The organism is Bradyrhizobium australafricanum, assembly GCF_020329495.1.
GTDB classification, from domain to species: domain Bacteria; phylum Pseudomonadota; class Alphaproteobacteria; order Rhizobiales; family Xanthobacteraceae; genus Bradyrhizobium; species Bradyrhizobium australafricanum.
Map to the genome: position 1 here is coordinate 1 of NZ_JAGKJL010000048.1, position 17,985 is coordinate 17,985.

General features: G+C 64.9%; 15 protein-coding genes. 9 read left to right on the forward strand and 6 right to left on the reverse strand.

Features of this window, described 5'->3' with window-relative positions; translation table 11 throughout:
• Window positions 1-280 (forward strand): transposase (locus tag J6525_RS32690; protein WP_225645391.1); only part of this gene is annotated, 280 nt, incomplete at its 5' end.
• 44 nt (window positions 281-324) lie between these two features.
• On the opposite strand, the gene J6525_RS32695 is transcribed toward J6525_RS32690, so the two are convergent.
• Complete coding sequence (locus tag J6525_RS32695; RefSeq protein ID WP_225647791.1) at window positions 325-1,314, reverse strand: zinc-dependent alcohol dehydrogenase family protein; 990 nt, start codon at window positions 1,312-1,314, stop codon at window positions 325-327.
• A 168-nt stretch (window positions 1,315-1,482) separates the two neighbouring features.
• Here J6525_RS32695 and J6525_RS32700 point away from each other — a divergent pair, with 168 nt between their 5' ends.
• The gene (locus J6525_RS32700) at window positions 1,483-1,824 is read left to right on the forward strand and encodes a winged helix-turn-helix transcriptional regulator (RefSeq protein WP_376708587.1); all 342 of its coding nucleotides are present in this window, start codon (window positions 1,483-1,485) and stop codon (window positions 1,822-1,824) included.
• A 43-nt stretch (window positions 1,825-1,867) separates the two neighbouring features.
• On the opposite strand, the gene J6525_RS47030 is transcribed toward J6525_RS32700, so the two are convergent.
• Window positions 1,868-1,993, reverse strand: coding sequence for a hypothetical protein (locus tag J6525_RS47030; protein WP_256527829.1), 126 nt, complete (start codon window positions 1,991-1,993; stop codon window positions 1,868-1,870).
• Between the two features lie 302 nt (window positions 1,994-2,295).
• On the opposite strand from J6525_RS47030, the gene J6525_RS32705 reads away from it, so the two are divergent.
• The 6 genes from J6525_RS32705 (at window position 2,296) to J6525_RS32730 (ending at window position 12,498) form a co-directional block, all read left to right on the forward strand.
• Window positions 2,296-2,616, forward strand: coding sequence for a hypothetical protein (locus tag J6525_RS32705; protein WP_225647793.1), 321 nt, complete (start codon window positions 2,296-2,298; stop codon window positions 2,614-2,616).
• A gap of 329 nt (window positions 2,617-2,945) precedes the next feature.
• Window positions 2,946-3,689: an outer membrane protein gene (locus tag J6525_RS32710; protein ID WP_225647794.1), complete on the forward strand. Its 744-nt coding sequence runs from the start codon at window positions 2,946-2,948 to the stop codon at window positions 3,687-3,689.
• A gap of 250 nt (window positions 3,690-3,939) precedes the next feature.
• Complete coding sequence (locus tag J6525_RS32715) at window positions 3,940-6,084, forward strand: methyl-accepting chemotaxis protein (protein WP_225647795.1); 2,145 nt, start codon at window positions 3,940-3,942, stop codon at window positions 6,082-6,084.
• A 309-nt stretch (window positions 6,085-6,393) separates the two neighbouring features.
• Window positions 6,394-7,458: an MBL fold metallo-hydrolase gene (locus tag J6525_RS32720; protein WP_225647796.1), complete on the forward strand. Its 1,065-nt coding sequence runs from the start codon at window positions 6,394-6,396 to the stop codon at window positions 7,456-7,458.
• Window positions 7,459-7,642: 184 nt separating this feature from the next.
• Window positions 7,643-8,872: a 5-aminolevulinate synthase gene (gene hemA / locus J6525_RS32725; protein WP_225647797.1), complete on the forward strand. Its 1,230-nt coding sequence runs from the start codon at window positions 7,643-7,645 to the stop codon at window positions 8,870-8,872.
• Between the two features lie 116 nt (window positions 8,873-8,988).
• Complete coding sequence (locus J6525_RS32730; protein ID WP_225647798.1) at window positions 8,989-12,498, forward strand: PAS domain-containing hybrid sensor histidine kinase/response regulator; 3,510 nt, start codon at window positions 8,989-8,991, stop codon at window positions 12,496-12,498.
• A gap of 185 nt (window positions 12,499-12,683) precedes the next feature.
• On the opposite strand, the gene J6525_RS32735 is transcribed toward J6525_RS32730, so the two are convergent.
• Window positions 12,684-13,862, reverse strand: coding sequence for a YncE family protein (locus J6525_RS32735; RefSeq protein WP_225647799.1), 1,179 nt, complete (start codon window positions 13,860-13,862; stop codon window positions 12,684-12,686).
• Window positions 13,863-14,055: 193 nt separating this feature from the next.
• Window positions 14,056-14,730 carry a response regulator gene (locus J6525_RS32740; RefSeq protein WP_028338948.1) on the reverse strand — a complete coding sequence of 225 codons (675 nt, stop codon included), beginning with the start codon at window positions 14,728-14,730 and terminating at the stop codon, window positions 14,056-14,058.
• 316 nt (window positions 14,731-15,046) lie between these two features.
• On the opposite strand from J6525_RS32740, the gene J6525_RS32745 reads away from it, so the two are divergent.
• Window positions 15,047-16,711, forward strand: coding sequence for an MFS transporter (locus J6525_RS32745; RefSeq protein ID WP_035631004.1), 1,665 nt, complete (start codon window positions 15,047-15,049; stop codon window positions 16,709-16,711).
• A 92-nt stretch (window positions 16,712-16,803) separates the two neighbouring features.
• Here the strand turns inward: J6525_RS32745 and J6525_RS32750 are convergent, their stop codons facing one another.
• Together J6525_RS32750 and J6525_RS32755 are read right to left on the reverse strand one after the other, a co-directional pair.
• Complete coding sequence (locus J6525_RS32750; RefSeq protein ID WP_225647800.1) at window positions 16,804-17,277, reverse strand: secondary thiamine-phosphate synthase enzyme YjbQ; 474 nt, start codon at window positions 17,275-17,277, stop codon at window positions 16,804-16,806.
• A gap of 183 nt (window positions 17,278-17,460) precedes the next feature.
• Window positions 17,461-17,985 (reverse strand): hypothetical protein, encoded by a 525-nt coding sequence (locus tag J6525_RS32755; RefSeq protein WP_092080175.1) that lies wholly within the window; start codon window positions 17,983-17,985, stop codon window positions 17,461-17,463.

Below are 17,985 nucleotides of genomic sequence, written 5' to 3' on the forward strand. Positions count from 1 at the left end.
AGGCTTATCCGCCGAAGTCGTCATGGCCGACGCCGCCTATGACGCCGATCACTTGCGCCAAGCCATCGCCGCCAAAGGCGCGCTCGCCGTCATTCCCAACAATCCGTCGCGCGCGCTCAAATACCCTCTCGATAAGCATCTCTATGCCCAGCGTCATCTCGTCGAATGCTGCTTCTCAAAGCTCAAGCAGTTCCGACGCGTCGCAACCCGCTTCGAAAAGACGGCACGGAACTATCGCGCCGTCGTCACTCTCGCTGCCATTGTTCTATGGATGCGCTAATGTCCACACCACCTAGAGCCTCGTCGCGCGCTCGGTGCGCGGCCTCAGACGGTCACCACGACCTTGCCGACCTGTGCATTCGCCTCCAGGAAGCGATGCGCTTCGACGATGCGCTCGAACGGGAAGGTCCGCGCGATCCTGGGACTGAAATGCCCGGCAGCGAGGCCCTGCAGCACGAACGCCTTCGCCTGCCCGAGCTTGTCATCCCGCGACGTGACCTCGAACAGCTCGTAGCCGCGGATGGTCAGGTGGCGCCCCAGCACGGCCATCAAGGGCAGCGGCGTCGCATCCGGGCTCAGCGCGCCGTAGATGAAGATGATGCCGCCGACCGCGGTTGCTTGCGCCAGCTGCTCGAACGCCGGACCGCCGACCGGATCGAACACGACGCGCGCGCCCTTGCCGTTGGTGATACGCAACAATTCGGCGGTCACATCCTGTTCGGCGGTGGCGATGACATGCGCGGCGCCTGCGGCTTTCAACTCATCGGCCTTCGACGACGTCCGGGACAGCGCGACCGGCAACGCATCGACGTAGCGAGCGACCTGAATGGCCGCCAGGCCGACGCTGCTCGATGCGGCCGGTATCACCACGACATCGCCCTTGGTGAGCCTCGCGATGTCGATCAACGCACCCCAGACGGTGGCGAAGGGCATCCAGACGGCCGCGGCCATCTCCCAGCTCAGCGAAGGCGGATGCTTCACGACCGCTCGGGCCGGCGCGACCACATCCTCGCCGTACATGCCATAGTCGGCAAAGCTGAACGCCGGGATCACGCTGACGGCGTCGCCGACCGCGAAGCCGTCGACGCCATCGCCCACCGCGTCGACGATGCCGGCGGCCTCATAGCCGAGCTGTGCGGGAAACACCGGCGCCGACACATAGGCGCCTGACCGGTACATCACCTCTGCCCGGTTCAGCCCAATCGCCCGGGTCTTGATGCGAACCTCGCCCGCGCCCGGCACAGGGATCGGGACGGTCTCGATCTTCAACACCTCCGGGCCGCCGACCTGATGGAATCTCACGCTCTTCGACACGCCGTCCTCTCCTCATGTTTAGGCGGCTGACCGAGGTCAGCGGCCTGATCCATCTGGAGGGCAGTATCCGAATGCGCTATACTGTAAAAATTGGCCAGTACTATCCTAAAGCGTAGTGTCAACGATATGCAGAAGCAGAGACGATACGATCTGGTTCCCGGCTGCTCGATGGAAGCGGCGGTCAACCTGATCAATGGCAAGTGGAAGTCGGTGATCCTCTATCACCTGCTCGACGGGACTCAGCGGTTCAACGAGCTGCACCGCCATTTGACCGGCTGCACGCCGCGTCTCCTGACCAAGCAGTTGCGCGAACTGGAGGAGGACGGGCTGATCCAGCGGATCGCGTATCCGGTGATTCCTCCGAAGGTGGAGTACAGCCTGACCGACGAGGGCCGTTCGCTTGGTCCGCTGCTGCTGCAACCTCGGGATTGGGGCCAGGGCTGGCTGAACCGGCGCGGCCGCAAGACGCTCGCCGATCGGGTTCACGACCAATCCGGCGCGTCTCACTAGCGGACGATGGATTCCAACCGCTCGCGATCTCCGTGCGCTGGATTCAACGCGCCAGCAGCACGCCCATCCCGCCGATCGTCAGCACGACGTAGAACGCGAACACACTGCCGACCCATTTCCAATCGATCTGATCGTGTTCGGGGCTGAGGCTTTCGATGATGCCGTGCATGATGGTTTCCTTCAGAAGCGTTTTCGAGCGAAGTGGGGGCCCCTTCGCGTGAAGAAAACACGTCAAAACAAGAATCCAGAGCCCCGTTCCGATTCAATCGGAACGGAAAAGGCTCTAAAGCGCGATGAGATTAGGTTGAATCGTCATCGCGCTTTAGCTCTTTGTTTGAGCATGATCTTTTCGGAAACCGCTTCGCACTTTTCCGGATCATGCTTTAGAACTCGCCTGCGTGGCGTATAACCCGCGCCTCGAGCACGTCATGTGACTCACTTCACATTTTGCCATCGCGGAGCGGACCAAGCGTGACCGGCCCAGAACTGAAGAAACTGCGCGAACATCTCGGCGAGGCGCTGGGCCGCGAGTTGACGGCGGCTGACATGGCAAAGCTGTGCGGGCTATCGACCGCCGGCGGCGCCGAAAAGCTGCGCAGATGGGAAGTCACCGGCCCGACCCCGAAGGTTGCCGCCGTGCTGCGCGTGCTGGCGATGGCGAGCGAGCACTATCCGATCCTGGAGAAGTTCGACGTGTTCGATCGCCACGACGTTCCGGTCAGGGATCGCGCCGCGCGCCGCCAGGCGTTCCGCGAGCAGATGCGCGACGATGTGCGCAAGCGACTGGCCTAAAGCGCGATGACATTAGCTTGAATCATCATCGCGCTTTAGCTCCTTGTTTGAGCATGATCTTCTCGGAAAACCGCTTCGCACTTTTCCGGATCATGCTCTAGCCGACGGCTTGGTTAACAGGAAACGCGCGTCACGCGCACCGCGTTAAGCCTTGCTTCATTCCACCTTAAGCGTTCGTTAGGCACAACAAAACGTTTCGCCGCAAAGGCTGCGACTTAACGCTCCGCGCAGCGTTCCGGTGACTGCATTTTATTCAAATGCGGTCTAACCCATCGCCGTGGATGGCGTCATTCACGCTGCGCCTCAAGACTTGTCCGGAGACTGCCCCCATGAAGAAGTTCCTGCTCGCAACCGCCGCCGTCGCGGCGGCCGTCGCTGCCTTTGGCGCGACCGCCAACGCCGCCGATTTCAACCGTGGCTACTATCAGAAGGCGCCCGCGCCTGTTTACGCCGCTCCGCTCTACAACTGGACCGGCTTCTATCTCGGCGGCCATCTCGGCGGCGTGTTCTCCCAGAACAACAACTTCAACGGCCTCGCGCTGTCCGACTCCGACGCCCGCTTCATGGGCGGCGTGCAGGCCGGCTACGATTGGCAGCTGTCGCCGATGTGGGTGATCGGCCTCGAAGGTCAGTACTCCTGGGTCGGCGGCCATCAGCTCAACGCGATCTTCCCGGGCGGCTACGTCTACAACAACAACCAGCGCGGCATCGGCTCGATCACCGGCCGCGTCGGCTACACCTGGGGTCCGGGTCTGATCTATGTGAAGGGCGGTTATGCTTATTCCGACAACAACGAAACGGTGACGCTCGGCGGCGCGCCGGTCGGCTTCAGGCTCAGCGACAACCACAGCAACGGCTGGACCATCGGCGGCGGCGCCGAATACATGTTCGCGCCGAACTGGTCGGCCAAGGTCGAGTACCAGTACTACGACTTCGGCGACAGCCGCTTCACCGCGCCGGGCGCGCTGGTGCCGGTCGGCAACTTCCACAATGACGAGCACACGGTGAAGGCGGGCCTCAACTACCGCTTCAATCTCGGCAACCTCGGCGGCCCGGCTTACGGTCGCTACTGAGATCGCCCTTACAACCAGGCGTAGAAAAGGCCGGCTCACGCCGGCCTTTTTGCGTCCGATCGCGTGCATCGATTCCGCACAGCGAACCGGGACGTCGCCACTGCGCGGCAGCCCTGAAAAATCCCGCAGATCGTCGCAATTTTCCCGATTTTGTTAACCGGCCGCACCGATACTCCCGCGCCGGGGAAACATCCAAGAGTAGTGGCCAAGGATAGTGGCCAAGCGTAGTGGGCCAGGGGGCACAGGGGCAATGGCGTTTCGGTTCAAGCTCGGCAAACCAAATCTCAAGCGTATCCATCTGCCGCAGATGGGCGTCAGGGGCAGCCTGTTCGCGGCATTCGCTGTCATCGCAGGCATGGCGCTGGTGATCAGCGCAGGCGCCGGCATCGTGCTGCATCGGCTCGGCGGCACCATGACCGATCTCTCTGGCCGCGACATTCCGCGGCTTGCCGCGAGCCTGCAACTTGCCGCGCAAAGCGCTTCGCTGGCGGCGCAAGGCCCCGGCCTGCTCGCCGTGCAGAGCGACGACGCGCTGAACGATCGCACCAAGAAGGTGCAGGACGTCGCGCGGCTCACCAACGCCAAGCTTGGCGAGATCATCGAGCTCGGCGCCGACAAATCCGTGGTCAGCGCGTTGCAGGAGAACGTCAAGAACACCGACGAGGCCACCAAGAGCCTGATCTCGGCGGCGCGCGAGCGGCTCGAGGTCGGCGCGCTGCGCGACAAGCAGTACAACGCGCTGCGCAAGGCGCAGGCGGCGTTCGTCTCCGCGGCAAGTCCCGCGATGCTCGACGCGCAGACCCGCCTCAACGCCATCCTCGCCGCGGCCGAGGTCTCCGCGGACGACGCCACTGAAGCGGCCCGCACCGTCGGCCAGATCAGCAACGTGCTCGCCGCCGGCAATCTGATGGCCGCCGACATGACCGCGGCGCTGTCGGCCAATTCCAGCGAAACCCTCGATGCGATCGAGGCCGAGTTCAAGGCCGGGCGTGAACGCGTCAAGTCCAACCTCGAGGACCTGCCGAACAATCCGGCGATCGTGGCGGTGCGCGACACCGCCTCGAGGCTGCTCGTGCTCGGCGAAGGCAAGACCGGCGTGTTCAAGATCCGCCAGAAGGAGCTCGACGCGATCGACTACGGCCAGACCATCCTGGAAGAGACGCGCAAGCTCAATGTCGGGCTCGGCATCAGCGTCCAGCAGCTGGTCGACGCGGTGCAGAAGGAGACCGACAGTTCGACCTTCCAGGCGCGGCAGCAGATCTCGCTCGCGACCATGGTGATGATCGGCCTCGGCGCGTTGACGCTGGTCGGCTCGTTCCTGTTCGTCTGGCTCTATGTCGGACGCAACATCCTGCGCCGCATCCGCGGCCTGCAGCGCTCGATGCAGCTGTTGTCCGACGGCGACCTCGACACCGAGATCCCGCAGAGCCGCCAGCGCGACGAGATCGCCGTCATGGCCGACGCGCTGCAGGTGTTCCGCGAGAGCATGGTCGAGAGCCGCGAGCTCACGGAAAACCAGAACAAGGACCGCAGCGCCAAGGCGGAGCGCGCCTCGCGCATGGAAGCGCAGATCGTCACGTTCGAATCCAACGTCCGCAGCGCGCTCGGCAGCCTGCAGACCGCGGCGAACTCGATGCAATCGACCGCGCAGAGCATGTCGGCGACCGCGGACCAGTCGAGCGCGTTGGTCAACGCCGTCGCGTCGGCCGCCGAGGAAACCTCGGTCAACGTGCAGACGGTGTCGGCCGGCACCGAGGAGCTGTCGTCCTCGATCCAGGAGATCGGCCGCCAGGTCGTCACCTCGGCGGAGATCGCCCGCAAGGCGGTGGAGGAAGCCAGCGCCACCGACAGCACGATGCAGGGGCTTGCCGACAATGCCGCACGCATCAGCGTCGTGGTCGACCTGATCCAGACCATCGCCTCGCAAACCAATCTGCTCGCGCTCAACGCCACCATCGAGGCGGCGCGCGCCGGCGAGGCCGGCCGCGGCTTTGCCGTGGTCGCCTCCGAGGTGAAGAACCTCGCGAGCCAGACCGCGAAGGCGACCGAGGAAATCCGCCAGCAGATCGTCAGCATGCAGGAGGTGACGACCACGGCCGTCTCCGCGATCCGCAACATCTCGAGCACGATCGGCGAGATCAACGACGTCACCACCGCGATCGCCGCCGCGGTCGAGCAGCAGGGCGCGGCGACCCGCGAGATCGCCCGCAACATCCAGCATGCGGCGGGCGGCACCAGCGAGGTGTCGAGCAACATCGTCGGCGTGTCCACCGCGTCGGCCGAGGCGGGCACCGCCGCCGGCGAGGTGCTGAGCGCCTCCGACGCGCTGCGCCGCGAGGCCGACGTGCTGCGCTCGGAGATCGACGGCTTCCTGTCGAACATCCGCGCGGCGTAAGGCAGATATTCCGTAGCCCGGATGAAGCGCAGCGAAATCCGGGACCACGATTTGTCTTCCCCTTCCCCCTGAAAGGGGGAAGGTCGGGATGGGGGTTCAGCCGCAGGCGATGCTCTATGTGGAGAGAGCAGATCCCCACCCGCTTTGCTCTGCGAGCAAAGCGACCTCCCCTTTTCAAGGGGAGGTTTGTCCGGATTGCGCTTCGCTTCATCCGGGCTACGGAATTCCGGCGACTTCCCAACGAATTCTCCGGACGACTATCTGATTTTTCGGCTGGCGCGGCGGCCCGTGTGCCGCTAAGCCGGTAGCATGCATACGAAGACCGACCCCGTGCACTCCTCGGCGGAGTCACTGCGATACCCCTGGGAAAACCATCCTGGCCACGACCAGGTCGTGGAGGTGGCTCCCGGCGTGCTGTGGGCGCGGCTGAAGCTGCCGTTCCGCCTCAACCATGTGAACATCTATCTGCTCGCCGACGGCGACGGCTGGACCATGGTGGATGCCGGCTTCGGCAACGAGGAATCGATCGCGGCCTGGACCACGCTGTTCGAGGGGCCGCTGAAGCACGTCAAGGTCACCCGCCTGATCGTGACGCATTCGCATCCCGACCATGTCGGTCTCGCCGGCTGGATCACCGAGCGCTTCGGCTGTCCGCTGTTCATGTCGCAGGTGGAATATCTGCAGTCGGTCTATCACCAGAACCGCGGCACCGAGGAGCGGCGCAACGCGCAGCGGCTGTTCTTCCGCCGCCACGGCATGGACGAGGACCTCACCGAGAAGCTGCTCGGCCGTGGCCAGGACTATTTGAAGCGCGTGTCGGTGCTGCCGCCGTCCTATCACCGCCTCACCCATGGCGACGAGGTCGTGATCGGCACGCGGCGCTTCAAGGTGATCACCGGCGGCGGCCACGCGCTCGACCAGGTGATGCTGTATTGCGCCGCCGACAAGCTGTTCCTGTCCGCCGATCAGGTGCTGAGCAAGATCTCGCCCAATGTCAGCGTCTGGGCGGTCGAGCCCGAGCAGAACTCGCTCGGCGAATATCTGGCCTCGCTCGCGAGCCTGACCACCACCCTGCCCTACGACGTGATCGTGCTGCCCGGCCACGGCGTGCCGTTCTACGGGCTGAAGACCCGGATCAAGCAGCTCGCCGATCACCATGAGGAGCGCTGCCGGCTGATCGCCGAAGCCTGCCGCGAGGTGCCGCAGACCTCCAAGGAGCTGGTGCCCGTGGTGTTCCACAAGCACGTGCTGGACGAGCACCAGATGGGCTTTGCCGCCGGCGAGCTGGTCGCCCATGTCAACTACATGCTGGTCGAGGGCCGCCTGACGGCCGAGATGCACGCCGACGGCATGCTGCGCTTCAAGACCACCTGAACCCGGCCGGGCGGCAAGGCATCGCCCGGCGATTTGACCGAAGTCGAGCCGAACGGCCCCGGCTAGGGCAATTTGCCCAACTGCGGCGCATGCCCAGATGTGGGTCAATGCATGGACATTAGAGCTGGAAAAGCTCTAAGAAGAAGCAGTCATTCCGGTCAGGTTCCGCTTTCTGGGTTTGCCGATGGATTACAGCCAGTTCTTCAATGCCGCCCTCAACCGCCTGCACGACGAGCGGCGATACCGGGTGTTCGCCGACCTCGAACGGATCGCGGGACGCTTCCCGCACGCCACCTGGCATTCGCCGAAGGGCAGCCGCAACGTCGTGATCTGGTGCTCCAACGACTATCTCGGCATGGGCCAGCACCCCAAGGTGGTCGGTGCCATGGTCGAGACCGCGACCCGGGTCGGCACCGGCGCCGGCGGCACCCGCAACATCGCGGGCACGCATCACCCGCTGGTGCAGCTCGAGGCGGAACTTGCCGACCTCCACGGCAAGGAAGCCTCGCTGCTGTTCACCTCGGGCTATGTCTCGAACCAGACCGGCATCTCGACGCTCGCCAAGCTGATCCCGAACTGCCTGATCCTGTCGGACGCGCTGAACCACAATTCGATGATCGAGGGCGTGCGCCAGGCGGGCTGCGAACGCCAGATCTTCCGTCATAACGACGTCGCGCATCTCGAGGAGCTCTTGATCGCCGCCGGTCCCGACCGGCCGAAGCTGATCGTCTGCGAGAGCCTTTATTCGATGGACGGCGACGTCGCGCCGCTCGGCAGGATCTGCGATCTCGCCGAGCAATACGGCGCCATGACCTATCTCGACGAGGTACATGCGGTCGGCATGTACGGCCCGCGCGGCGGCGGCATCGCCGAGCGCGACGGCGTGATGCACCGGATCGATATCGTCGAGGGCACGCTGGCAAAAGCCTTCGGCTGCCTCGGCGGCTACATTGCAGGCCGCGCCGAGGTCATCGACGCGGTGCGCTCCTATGCGCCGGGCTTCATCTTCACGACCGCGCTACCGCCGGCAATCTGCTCGGCCGCGACGGCTGCGATCCGGCACCTGAAGACCTCGAACTGGGAGCGGGAGCGCCACCAGGACCGGGCCGCCCGCACCAAGGCGATCCTGACCGCCGCCGGCCTGCCGGTCATGTCGAGCGACACCCATATCGTGCCGCTGTTCGTCGGCGATCCCGAGAAGTGCAAGCGGGCCTCCGACCTGCTGCTCGAGGACCACGGCATCTACATCCAGCCGATCAACTATCCGACGGTCGCCAAGGGCACCGAGCGGCTGCGCATCACGCCCTCGCCCTACCATGACGACGGCCTGATCGACGCGCTGGCCGAGGCGCTGCTCCAGGTCTGGGACCGGCTCGGCCTGCCCCTGCACCAGAAGTCGCTGGCCGCCGAGTAACCCTATCCGTTTCCGACCCCGAATTTGGGCCGGCCGTGCATCGCGCGGCCGGTCCTTTGCGTTATAATCCTGACAACCGGCCCTTCCCCAGCGGCCGGGACAGGAGATGAGCAGCGATGCTGCACGACTGGGGCGTAATCGCCACGGCGTTCGCCTACATCGGATTGTTGTTCTTCATTGCCAGCCGCGGCGACCGCAGCTCGCCGGGCGAGCGCGGCCGCGCCAGCCAGTGGATCTACCCGCTGTCGATGGCAATCTACTGCACCTCCTGGACCTTCTTCGGCTCGGTCGGCTTTGCCACCCGCACCAGCATCGACTTCCTGGCGATCTATGTCGGCCCGATCGTGATGGTCGGACTGTGCACGCCGCTGCTGCGCCGGGTGATCGCGCTCGCCAAGTCGCAGAACATCACCTCGATCGCCGACTTCATCGCCGCGCGCTACGGCAAGAGCCAGGCGGTGGCGGCGACCGTGGCACTGATCGCGATCATCGGATCGGTGCCCTACATCGCGCTGCAGCTCAAGGCGGTGGCGGCGTCGCTGGAGACCATCCTGAGCGAGGACCAGGCGTTCTCGAAAATCCCCGTGATCGGCGACATCGCGCTGATGGTCACGCTGGCGATGGCGGTGTTCGCGGTGCTGTTCGGCACCCGCCACACCGACGCGACCGAGCACCAGCACGGCCTGATCCTCGCGATCGCGGCCGAGTCCATCGTCAAGCTGGTCGCCTTCATCGCCGCCGGCGCTTTCGTCACCTTCTGGATGTTCTCGCCGGTCGAGCTCTACGAGCGCGCCCTGAAGACGCCGGAGGCGGTGCGCGCGATCGAATATGTCCCGTCGATCGGCAATTTCCTGATCATGACGCTGCTGTCGTTCTGCGCGGTCATGCTGCTGCCGCGCCAGTTCCATGTCAGCGTGGTGGAGAATTCGACGCCCGCCGAAGTCACCCGGGCGCGCTGGCTGTTCCCGCTCTACCTCATCGCCATCAACCTGTTCGTGATTCCGATCGCGATCGCAGGCCTCGTCATCTTCCCGTTCGGCGCGGTCGATGCCGACATGTTCGTGCTGGCGCTGCCGATCGAGGGCAATTCGCAATTGCTCAGCCTCGCCGTGTTCGTCGGCGGGCTGTCGGCGGCGACCGCGATGGTGATCGTCGAATGCGTCGCGCTGTCGATCATGGTCTCCAACGACATCGTGCTGCCGCTGGTCTTGCCGCGCAGCGACGACGCCAGCGCCGGCCAGAAGGACTTTGGCGATTTCCTGCTGAAGGCGCGCCGCTTCTCGATCTTCGCCATCATGGTGTTGGCGTATTTCTACTATCGCGCGCTCGGCAACACCCAGCTGGTCGCGATCGGCCTTCTGTCGTTTGCCGCGATCACCCAGCTGGCGCCGGCGTTCTTCGGCGGCCTGTTCTGGCGCAGAGCCACCGCACGCGGCGCCATGGCGGGCATGCTGGTCGGCTTCGCGACGTGGCTCTACACGCTGTTCATCCCGAGCTTCCTGGAAACCTCGACCACCGGCCTGATGCTGCTGCAGCACGGGCCGTTCGGGATCGAGGCGTTGCGGCCGCAGGCGCTGTTCGGCGCCGACCTGCCGCCGCTGCTGCACGGCGTGCTGTGGAGCCTTGCGCTCAACATCCTCACCTATGTGCTGTTCTCGCTGGCGCGCGCGCCGTCCTCGATCGAGTTGTTGCAGGCCGACGTGTTCGTGCCCAACGCGCTGGCCCCGATCGCGCCCAGCTTCCGGCGCTGGCGCACCACGGTGACGGTGGAGGATATCCAGAGCACGGTGACGCAATATCTCGGCCCCGACCGCACCCGCGAGGCCTTCGCCTCCTTCGCCGTCGACCGCAACATCGTGCTGCTGGCGTCGGCTCCGGCCGATTTCGAGTTGCTGCAGCATGCCGAGCGGTTGATCGCCTCCTCGATCGGGGCCGCGTCCTCGCGCCTTGTGATGTCGCTGCTGCTGCAACGGCGCACGGTGTCGGCCAAGGCCGCGCTGAAACTGCTCGACGACTCCCACGCCGCCCTGCACTTCAACCGCGAGATCCTGCAGACCGCGCTCAATCACGTGCGCCAGGGCATCGCGGTGTTCGACGCCGATCTGCAGCTGATCTGTTCCAACCGCCAGTTCTCCGAATTGCTGGGGCTGCCGCCGCATCTGGTGCAACTCGGCATCCCGCTGCCCGAGATCCTCGAATTCATGGGTGCGATCAGTCCGCCTGCGTCCGGCGACGGCGACAGCCTGCTGCAGGCCCGCCTGCGCGCCTACACCACTGAGGGCGAGCCCTATCTGGAACGCTTCACCGACCGCCATCTGGTGATCGAGGTGCGTGCCAACCGCATGCCGGGCGGCGGGCTCGTCATCACCTTCTCCGACGTCACGCCGAGCTTCGAGGCGGCGGAGGCGCTGGAGCGCGCCAACGCGACGCTGGAAAAGCGGGTGCGCGACCGCACCGAGGAGCTGACGCGGCTAAACTCGGAGCTCGCGCTCGCCAAGGGCATCGCGGAAGACGCCAACGCCTCGAAGACACGCTTCCTTGCGGCCGCCAGCCACGACATCCTGCAGCCGCTCAATGCGGCGCGCCTCTACGTCACGAGCCTGGTCGAGCGCCAGAACGGCGGCGAGGATTCGCGCCTGGTCGAGAACATCGACGACTCGCTCGAGGCGATCGAGGACATCCTGGGCGCGCTGCTCGACATTTCCAGGCTCGATGCCGGCGCCATGACGCCGGCGATCACGAGCTTCCGGATGGCCGACCTGATGCGCTCGCTGGAGATCGAGTTCATGCCGATCGCCCGCGACAAGGGCCTCGACCTGCGCTTCGTGGCCTGCTCGCTGCCGGTCGAATCCGACCGCTCGCTGCTGCGCCGGCTGCTGCAGAACTTCATCTCCAACGCGATCAAATATACCCCGCGCGGCCGCGTCTTGATCGGCTGCCGCCGCCGCGGCACCACGCTCCAGATCAGCATCTTCGACACCGGCGTCGGCATTCCCGTGCAGAAGCGCGGCGAGATCTTCAAGGAGTTCCACCGCCTCGAGCAGGGCGCCCGGATCGCCCGCGGCCTCGGCCTCGGCCTGTCGATCGTCGAGCGGCTGGCGCGGGTGCTCAACCACCGCATCGCGATCTCGGCCAATGTCAGCGGCGGCTCGGCGTTCTCGGTCACCGTGCCGGTCGCGACCGCGGTCAACCATACTGCGGCCGTCACCACCGCCACGCCCCTGTCGAAGACGCCGATGAGCGGCTCGCTGATTGTCTGCATCGAGAACGATCCCGCCATCCTCGACGGCATGAAGACGCTGCTGACGGCATGGGACGCCGAGGTGATCGCGGTGCTCGACGCCGACGGCGCGATCAGCGCGATCGAGGCCGCCGGTGGCCGCGTCACCGGCGTCCTGGTCGACTACCATCTCGACCGCGGCAACGGCGTCGCCGCGATCCGCGAGATCCGCCGCCGCTTCGGCGACGGCATTCCGGCGATCCTGATCACCGCCGACCGCAGCCCTGCGGTGCGCGCCGCCGCGCGCGAGGAAAACATCGCGGTGCTGAACAAGCCGGTGAAACCCGCCTCGCTCCGCGCCCTACTCGGACAATGGCGCACCCAGCAGATGGTGGCGGCGGAGTAGCGCGCGGCGGCGCAATCCGGGCGCGCATCTCGCATTGGATCATGATGCGACTGGATCGAATCGCATCATGAAGGCACGGCAAAGACACGGCGCTCCCTCCCGCAAGCGCGAGAGGTGAAGCGAGCCTGCGCAGTGGCCGGCTCAACCGAAAATCACATGCTCCAGCAAGATCGCCAAGCGTCGGTTCAGTTCGGTCCCATTCCGGCCGACGCCGGGTGCCCCGGCACCTGAAAGCGCTTGCCTGTGTCGGTGACGTTGGTTCCGTCGACCTTGAGGATCGAGAAATCCTGGCTGAGGTAGTTCCCGACCAGGATGTATTTTCCGTCAGGCGTGAAGACCGCGGCCTCAGGCAGTCCGCCGACTTCGATATCTCCGGTCTTGGTCACTTTCTTGCCGTCGATCTTCAGGACCGAGACGCTGCCGTTCTTCTCATGGAAGAATGCATTCCTCATGTTCGAGCCGCGCAGGATCACCGAGACTGCGAGATCCCCCTTCGGACTGACGCCAAGCCCCTCCGGTCCATCGCCGACCACCACGCGATCGATGATGCGCGGCGGCTTCGCTTCGAGATCGATGACGCTGGCCGTGTCGACGCTGCCGTCCGACGCGCCTGAGTTGCCATTGTCCGACGTCAACGCGATCTTGCTGTTCGGGGTCACTGCAACATTGTAAGGCCATTGGCCGGCCGGCAGGTCTATCTTGGTGTAGGTGACTTTGTCGCCGGCGATATCGAGCACCGATATCTTGTGCCCGGGAAAACGCGCGACCAGCGCGTGCTTGCCGTCTGGCGCGAACGCGACATGTGCGACACTGTCAGGCATCGATATCGTGTCGGTGATCTTGACGTCAGTGCCGCTGACCGAAAGTACGCTGATCGAATTGTCCCCGCGGTTGGCAACCAACGCCATCTTGCCATCGGGACTGAAGCTCAAGCCTGATGGCTGCTTTCCGCCGGCAATGGTCGCTGCCAGCTTGGGCGGGGTCGCCTTGAGATCGATCACATAAATCTTGTTATCCGGCACCTGCTTCAGAGCGTCGCCTTCCTTCACCACGTCGACCGAATCCGCGACCAGCGCCACGGTTCCGGTCGGATCGATAGCGACGTTGACCGGGGGGCCGACTACCGAGTTCTTCAATGGGAGAGAAGCCGCAATCTTCGGGTTCTCGGGATCGGCGAGATCGATGATCAGCACTTGATCCTTGCCGGGCGCGGACAGCACCGGCTTGCCGTCGTCGTCCCACAACAGCTTCTCGTCCAGGCCGACGATCATCAGGGGCTTGGCCTGAGCGCAATTGAAAGAGCTGGTACCGAGAAGGATTGCCGCAGCCAGAGATAGTCCGGCGACGCGAGTGACGGAATTCATGGCGTTCTCCCCAAAAGCACGCGGCCTCTCACGGGCCGATGCCGGACAGGATACTCGGTTTTCGACCGATGCGCAGTTTGAATGGGATCTGGATGGCTTCGCGAAAGCGTGCCATCGGGCGCGCTTTCGCGCCACCCGCCGGCTCGCAATGCCGTGGCCCGAGCCCGGCAATCACAGCTGGAGTTGCTCGGGACTACGTCGGCGGCGTGCCCTGGCGCCATTGGCCGCCGGCGATCTTGGCGGCGGCGATCACGGCTTGGGTGCGGCTTTCGACGCCGAGCTTCTGCAGGATCGCCGAGACATGGGCCTTGATGGTCGCTTCGGAGACGCCGAGCTCATAGGCGATCTGCTTGTTGAGCAGCCCCTCGGACAGCATCATCAGCACCCGCACCTGCTGCGGGGTCAGCGTCACCAGCCGGTCGCGCAGCCGCGTCATGTCGGGATCGCCGGCCGCCGACAGATCGGTGTCCGGCGGCACCCAGACGTCACCCTCCATCACCTTCATGATGGCATCCCGCAACGTCTCGACGCCGAAGCGCTTGGGGATGAAGCCGGAGGCGCCGAAGTCGAGCGAGCGGCGGATGGTTCCGGCATCGTCACTGGCGGAGACGATGACGACGGGGATCGCAGGGTACTGCGCCCGCAGATAGATCAGGCCGGAGAAGCCGCTGATCCCCGGCATGCTCAGATCGAGCAGGATCAGGTCGACCTCGGAGTCCCGCTCCAACAGCGCGGTCAGGTCCTCGAACGATCCGGCCTCGCTGATCGTGGCCGATCTCACGACGCTCGACACCGCCTGACGCAACGCATCGCGGAACAGCGGATGGTCGTCGGCGATGACAAGATGAGTATTGGCAGCAGCAGTCATCTCAGTCCCACAAGCGGGCTTTAGGCAAACCCGCGTCGCTCGGTTTTCGCCCGCGCGGCAGTATCACGCAAGCGCTTGATAATACCAGATGCCAACGCGGTTAACCCGCGCAGCTTGTGCGCCGCAATAGACGCCTGCGGAGGCGTTCCATCCTGCTCTTCCTTCAGAAGATAGGTTCGATCCTGAAAAGGCCAAAAGTCTTATTGGGGCGGGTTTCACTGCGATGTTACCTTCATCTCAAGCCGAGGGCCTATTCGGGCCTCACCCGCCAGCCGGGGGCGAGCATGGCAGCAATATTTCGGGGGGAGCAATCCAGATGTCCACTATGACTGCAACTTCGGCGCGGCCCGCCGGCATGACAAAGGATGAGCGTTTCGTCATCCTCGCGTCGTCGCTCGGTACCGTGTTCGAGTGGTACGACTTCTATCTCTACGGTTCGCTGGCCGGCATCATCGGCGCGCAGTTCTTCTCGGACTATCCGCCGGCGACCCGCGACATCTTCGCGTTGCTGGCATTCGCCGCGGGCTTCCTGGTGCGCCCGTTCGGCGCGATCGTGTTCGGCCGGGTCGGCGACATCGTCGGCCGCAAATACACCTTCCTCGTCACCATCCTGATCATGGGTCTGTCGACCTTCATCGTCGGCCTGTTGCCCAACGCCAAGACCATCGGCATCGCGGCGCCGATCATCCTGATCTCGCTGCGCCTGCTGCAGGGCCTCGCGCTCGGCGGCGAATATGGCGGTGCCGCGACCTATGTCGCTGAGCATGCCCCGCCCGGCAAGCGCGGCTACTACACCTCGTTCATCCAGACCACGGCAACGCTTGGACTGTTCCTGTCGCTGCTGGTGATCCTGTTCACGCGAACCCTCACCGGCGAAAAGGACTTCGCCGACTGGGGCTGGCGCATTCCGTTCCTAGTGTCGGTGCTGCTGCTCGGCATCTCGGTCTGGATCCGGCTGCGGCTGAACGAATCGCCGGTGTTCCAGCGGATGAAGGAGGAGGGCAAGACCTCCAAGGCGCCGCTGACCGAGGCCTTCGCGACCTGGAGCAACGCCAAGATCGTGATCCTCGCGCTGCTCGGCCTGACCATGGGCCAGGCGGTGATCTGGTACACGGGCCAGTTCTACGCGCTGTTCTTCCTGCAATCGATTCTGAAGGTCGACGGCTACACCGCCAACCTGCTGATCGCCTGGTCTCTGTTGCTCGGCACCGGGTTCTTCCTGGTGTTCGGCGCGCTGTCGGACAAAATCGGCCGCAAGCCGATCATCCTGGCCGGCTGCCTGATCGGCGCACTCACGCTGTTCCCGATCTTCAAGATGATCACGACCAACGCCAATCCGGCGCTGGAGAAGGCCTATGAGACGGTCAAGGTGCAGGTGGTTGCGGATCCAGCCGGCTGCGGCGATCTGTTCAACCCGGTCGGCACCCGCGTCTTCAGCGCGCCTTGCGACACCGCCCGCGCCTTCCTTGCCCAATCGTCGGTGAAATATTCGACGGTGCCGGGCCCGGCCGGCTCGCCGGTGAAGATCCTGATCAACGACAAGGAAGTGCCGTATACGGACGCCAAGACGTCGAACCCCGCAATCCTCGCGGCGGTGCAGGCGGCGGGCTATCCGAAGCCGGGTGACGCCGGCATCGTGAAGATGTCGCACCCGTTCGATGTCTTCCGTCCGCAGGTGGCCGCGGTCATCGGCCTGCTGTTCATCCTGGTGCTCTACGTCACCATGGTCTACGGCCCGATCGCCGCCATGCTGGTCGAACTGTTCCCGACCCGCATCCGCTACACCTCGATGTCGCTGCCCTATCATATCGGCAACGGCTGGTTCGGCGGCCTGCTCCCGGCGACCGCGTTCGCGATCACCGCCTCGACCGGCGACATCTACTCCGGTCTCTGGTATCCGGTCATCTTCGCCGCAATCACCGTCGTGGTCGGCGCGCTGTTCATTCCGGAAACCAAGGACGTCGACATCACCAAGACCTGACCGTCGACATCGCGATCAGAATGCATCGGCCGCGGAGCGATCCGCGGCCGATGTCATTTGGAGGCGGCGTCTTAAAAGACAGGTCGCGCGCGTCAGCGCGTGGCGCCTATGAATTGCAGCACGATCTCGCGCCGGTGCGGCCGGGCACGATGCTCGATCAGATAGATGCCCTGCCAGGTGCCAAGCGCCATCTCGCCGTCGAGCACGGGGACCTGCAGCGAGGTCGCCGTCAGCATGGTCTTGATGTGCGCCGGCATGTCGTCAGGGCCTTCGGTGTCGTGACGCCAGCCGCCGTCTTCGGGCGCCGCACGGTCGAGCGCCGTCTTCAGGTCGACCAGCACGGTCGGATCGGCATTCTCCTGGATCGTCAGCGAGGCCGAGGTGTGGCGGATGAACAGCGTGACCACACCCTCGCCGGCACGCACCTCGCGCAGGAATTTGGTGACCTCGCGCGTGATGTCGGTAAAGCCGGCGCCCGACGTTTCGACCGCCAGGCGCGACGACACGATGCTGGTTGCCGCGACGGAGGATGGCGCCGAGTGCGTGATGGTCCTCGATGAGTTCATCTGTAACTCTCACTATGTCGTCCCGGCGAAGGCCGGGACCCATACTCCGCGGCCCCTCAGTTACGAAGATTTGGAGTTGCCAGCTTAGCCACCCAACTCCCAGCGGTGGTTATGGGTCCCGGCTCCCGTGCGCAATTGCGCACTAGGCCGGGACGACGCTGGAGAGACAGCGCCAGCACAACATCAAATCTTGCCGCCATTGACGTCGCGCTGCACGCGGTTGGCCATCTCGATCAGCCGCCGCCAGGCCCGTTCCAGGAACGACATCATGCGATCCATGTCGCGGTCGCTCGGCAGCGGGATCTCGATCTTGCGCTCGCCCTCGGCGACCTTCGGCTCGGTCTTGGGCTCCGCCTTCTTCAGCTGATCCGATTTCGGCAACGCCTCGTCGGTCTTGGCCGACGGTGCGCGCGCGGCGAGCTCACCCTTGAGCTTGTCATTGTCGGCTTGCAGGCGCCCGACCTCGGCGTCCAGCGCCGCCCGTTCGTCCGGCACCATGTAACAGGCCCAGCCGGCGCTGGAATTGGTGCAGGTCGACACCGCGCCGGTGCGCGTGTCGAGCCGCAGGAAACCATCGCCGGCGGGTGATAAGGCGTAGCGGCCGTTTTCGGTGTCCGGCGCGGTTTGCGCGATCGCCGCGCCGCCGCTTGCGATCAGGATAGCAGCAATTGCGATGGACAATTTCGACGGCGACATCGCGATGGGCAT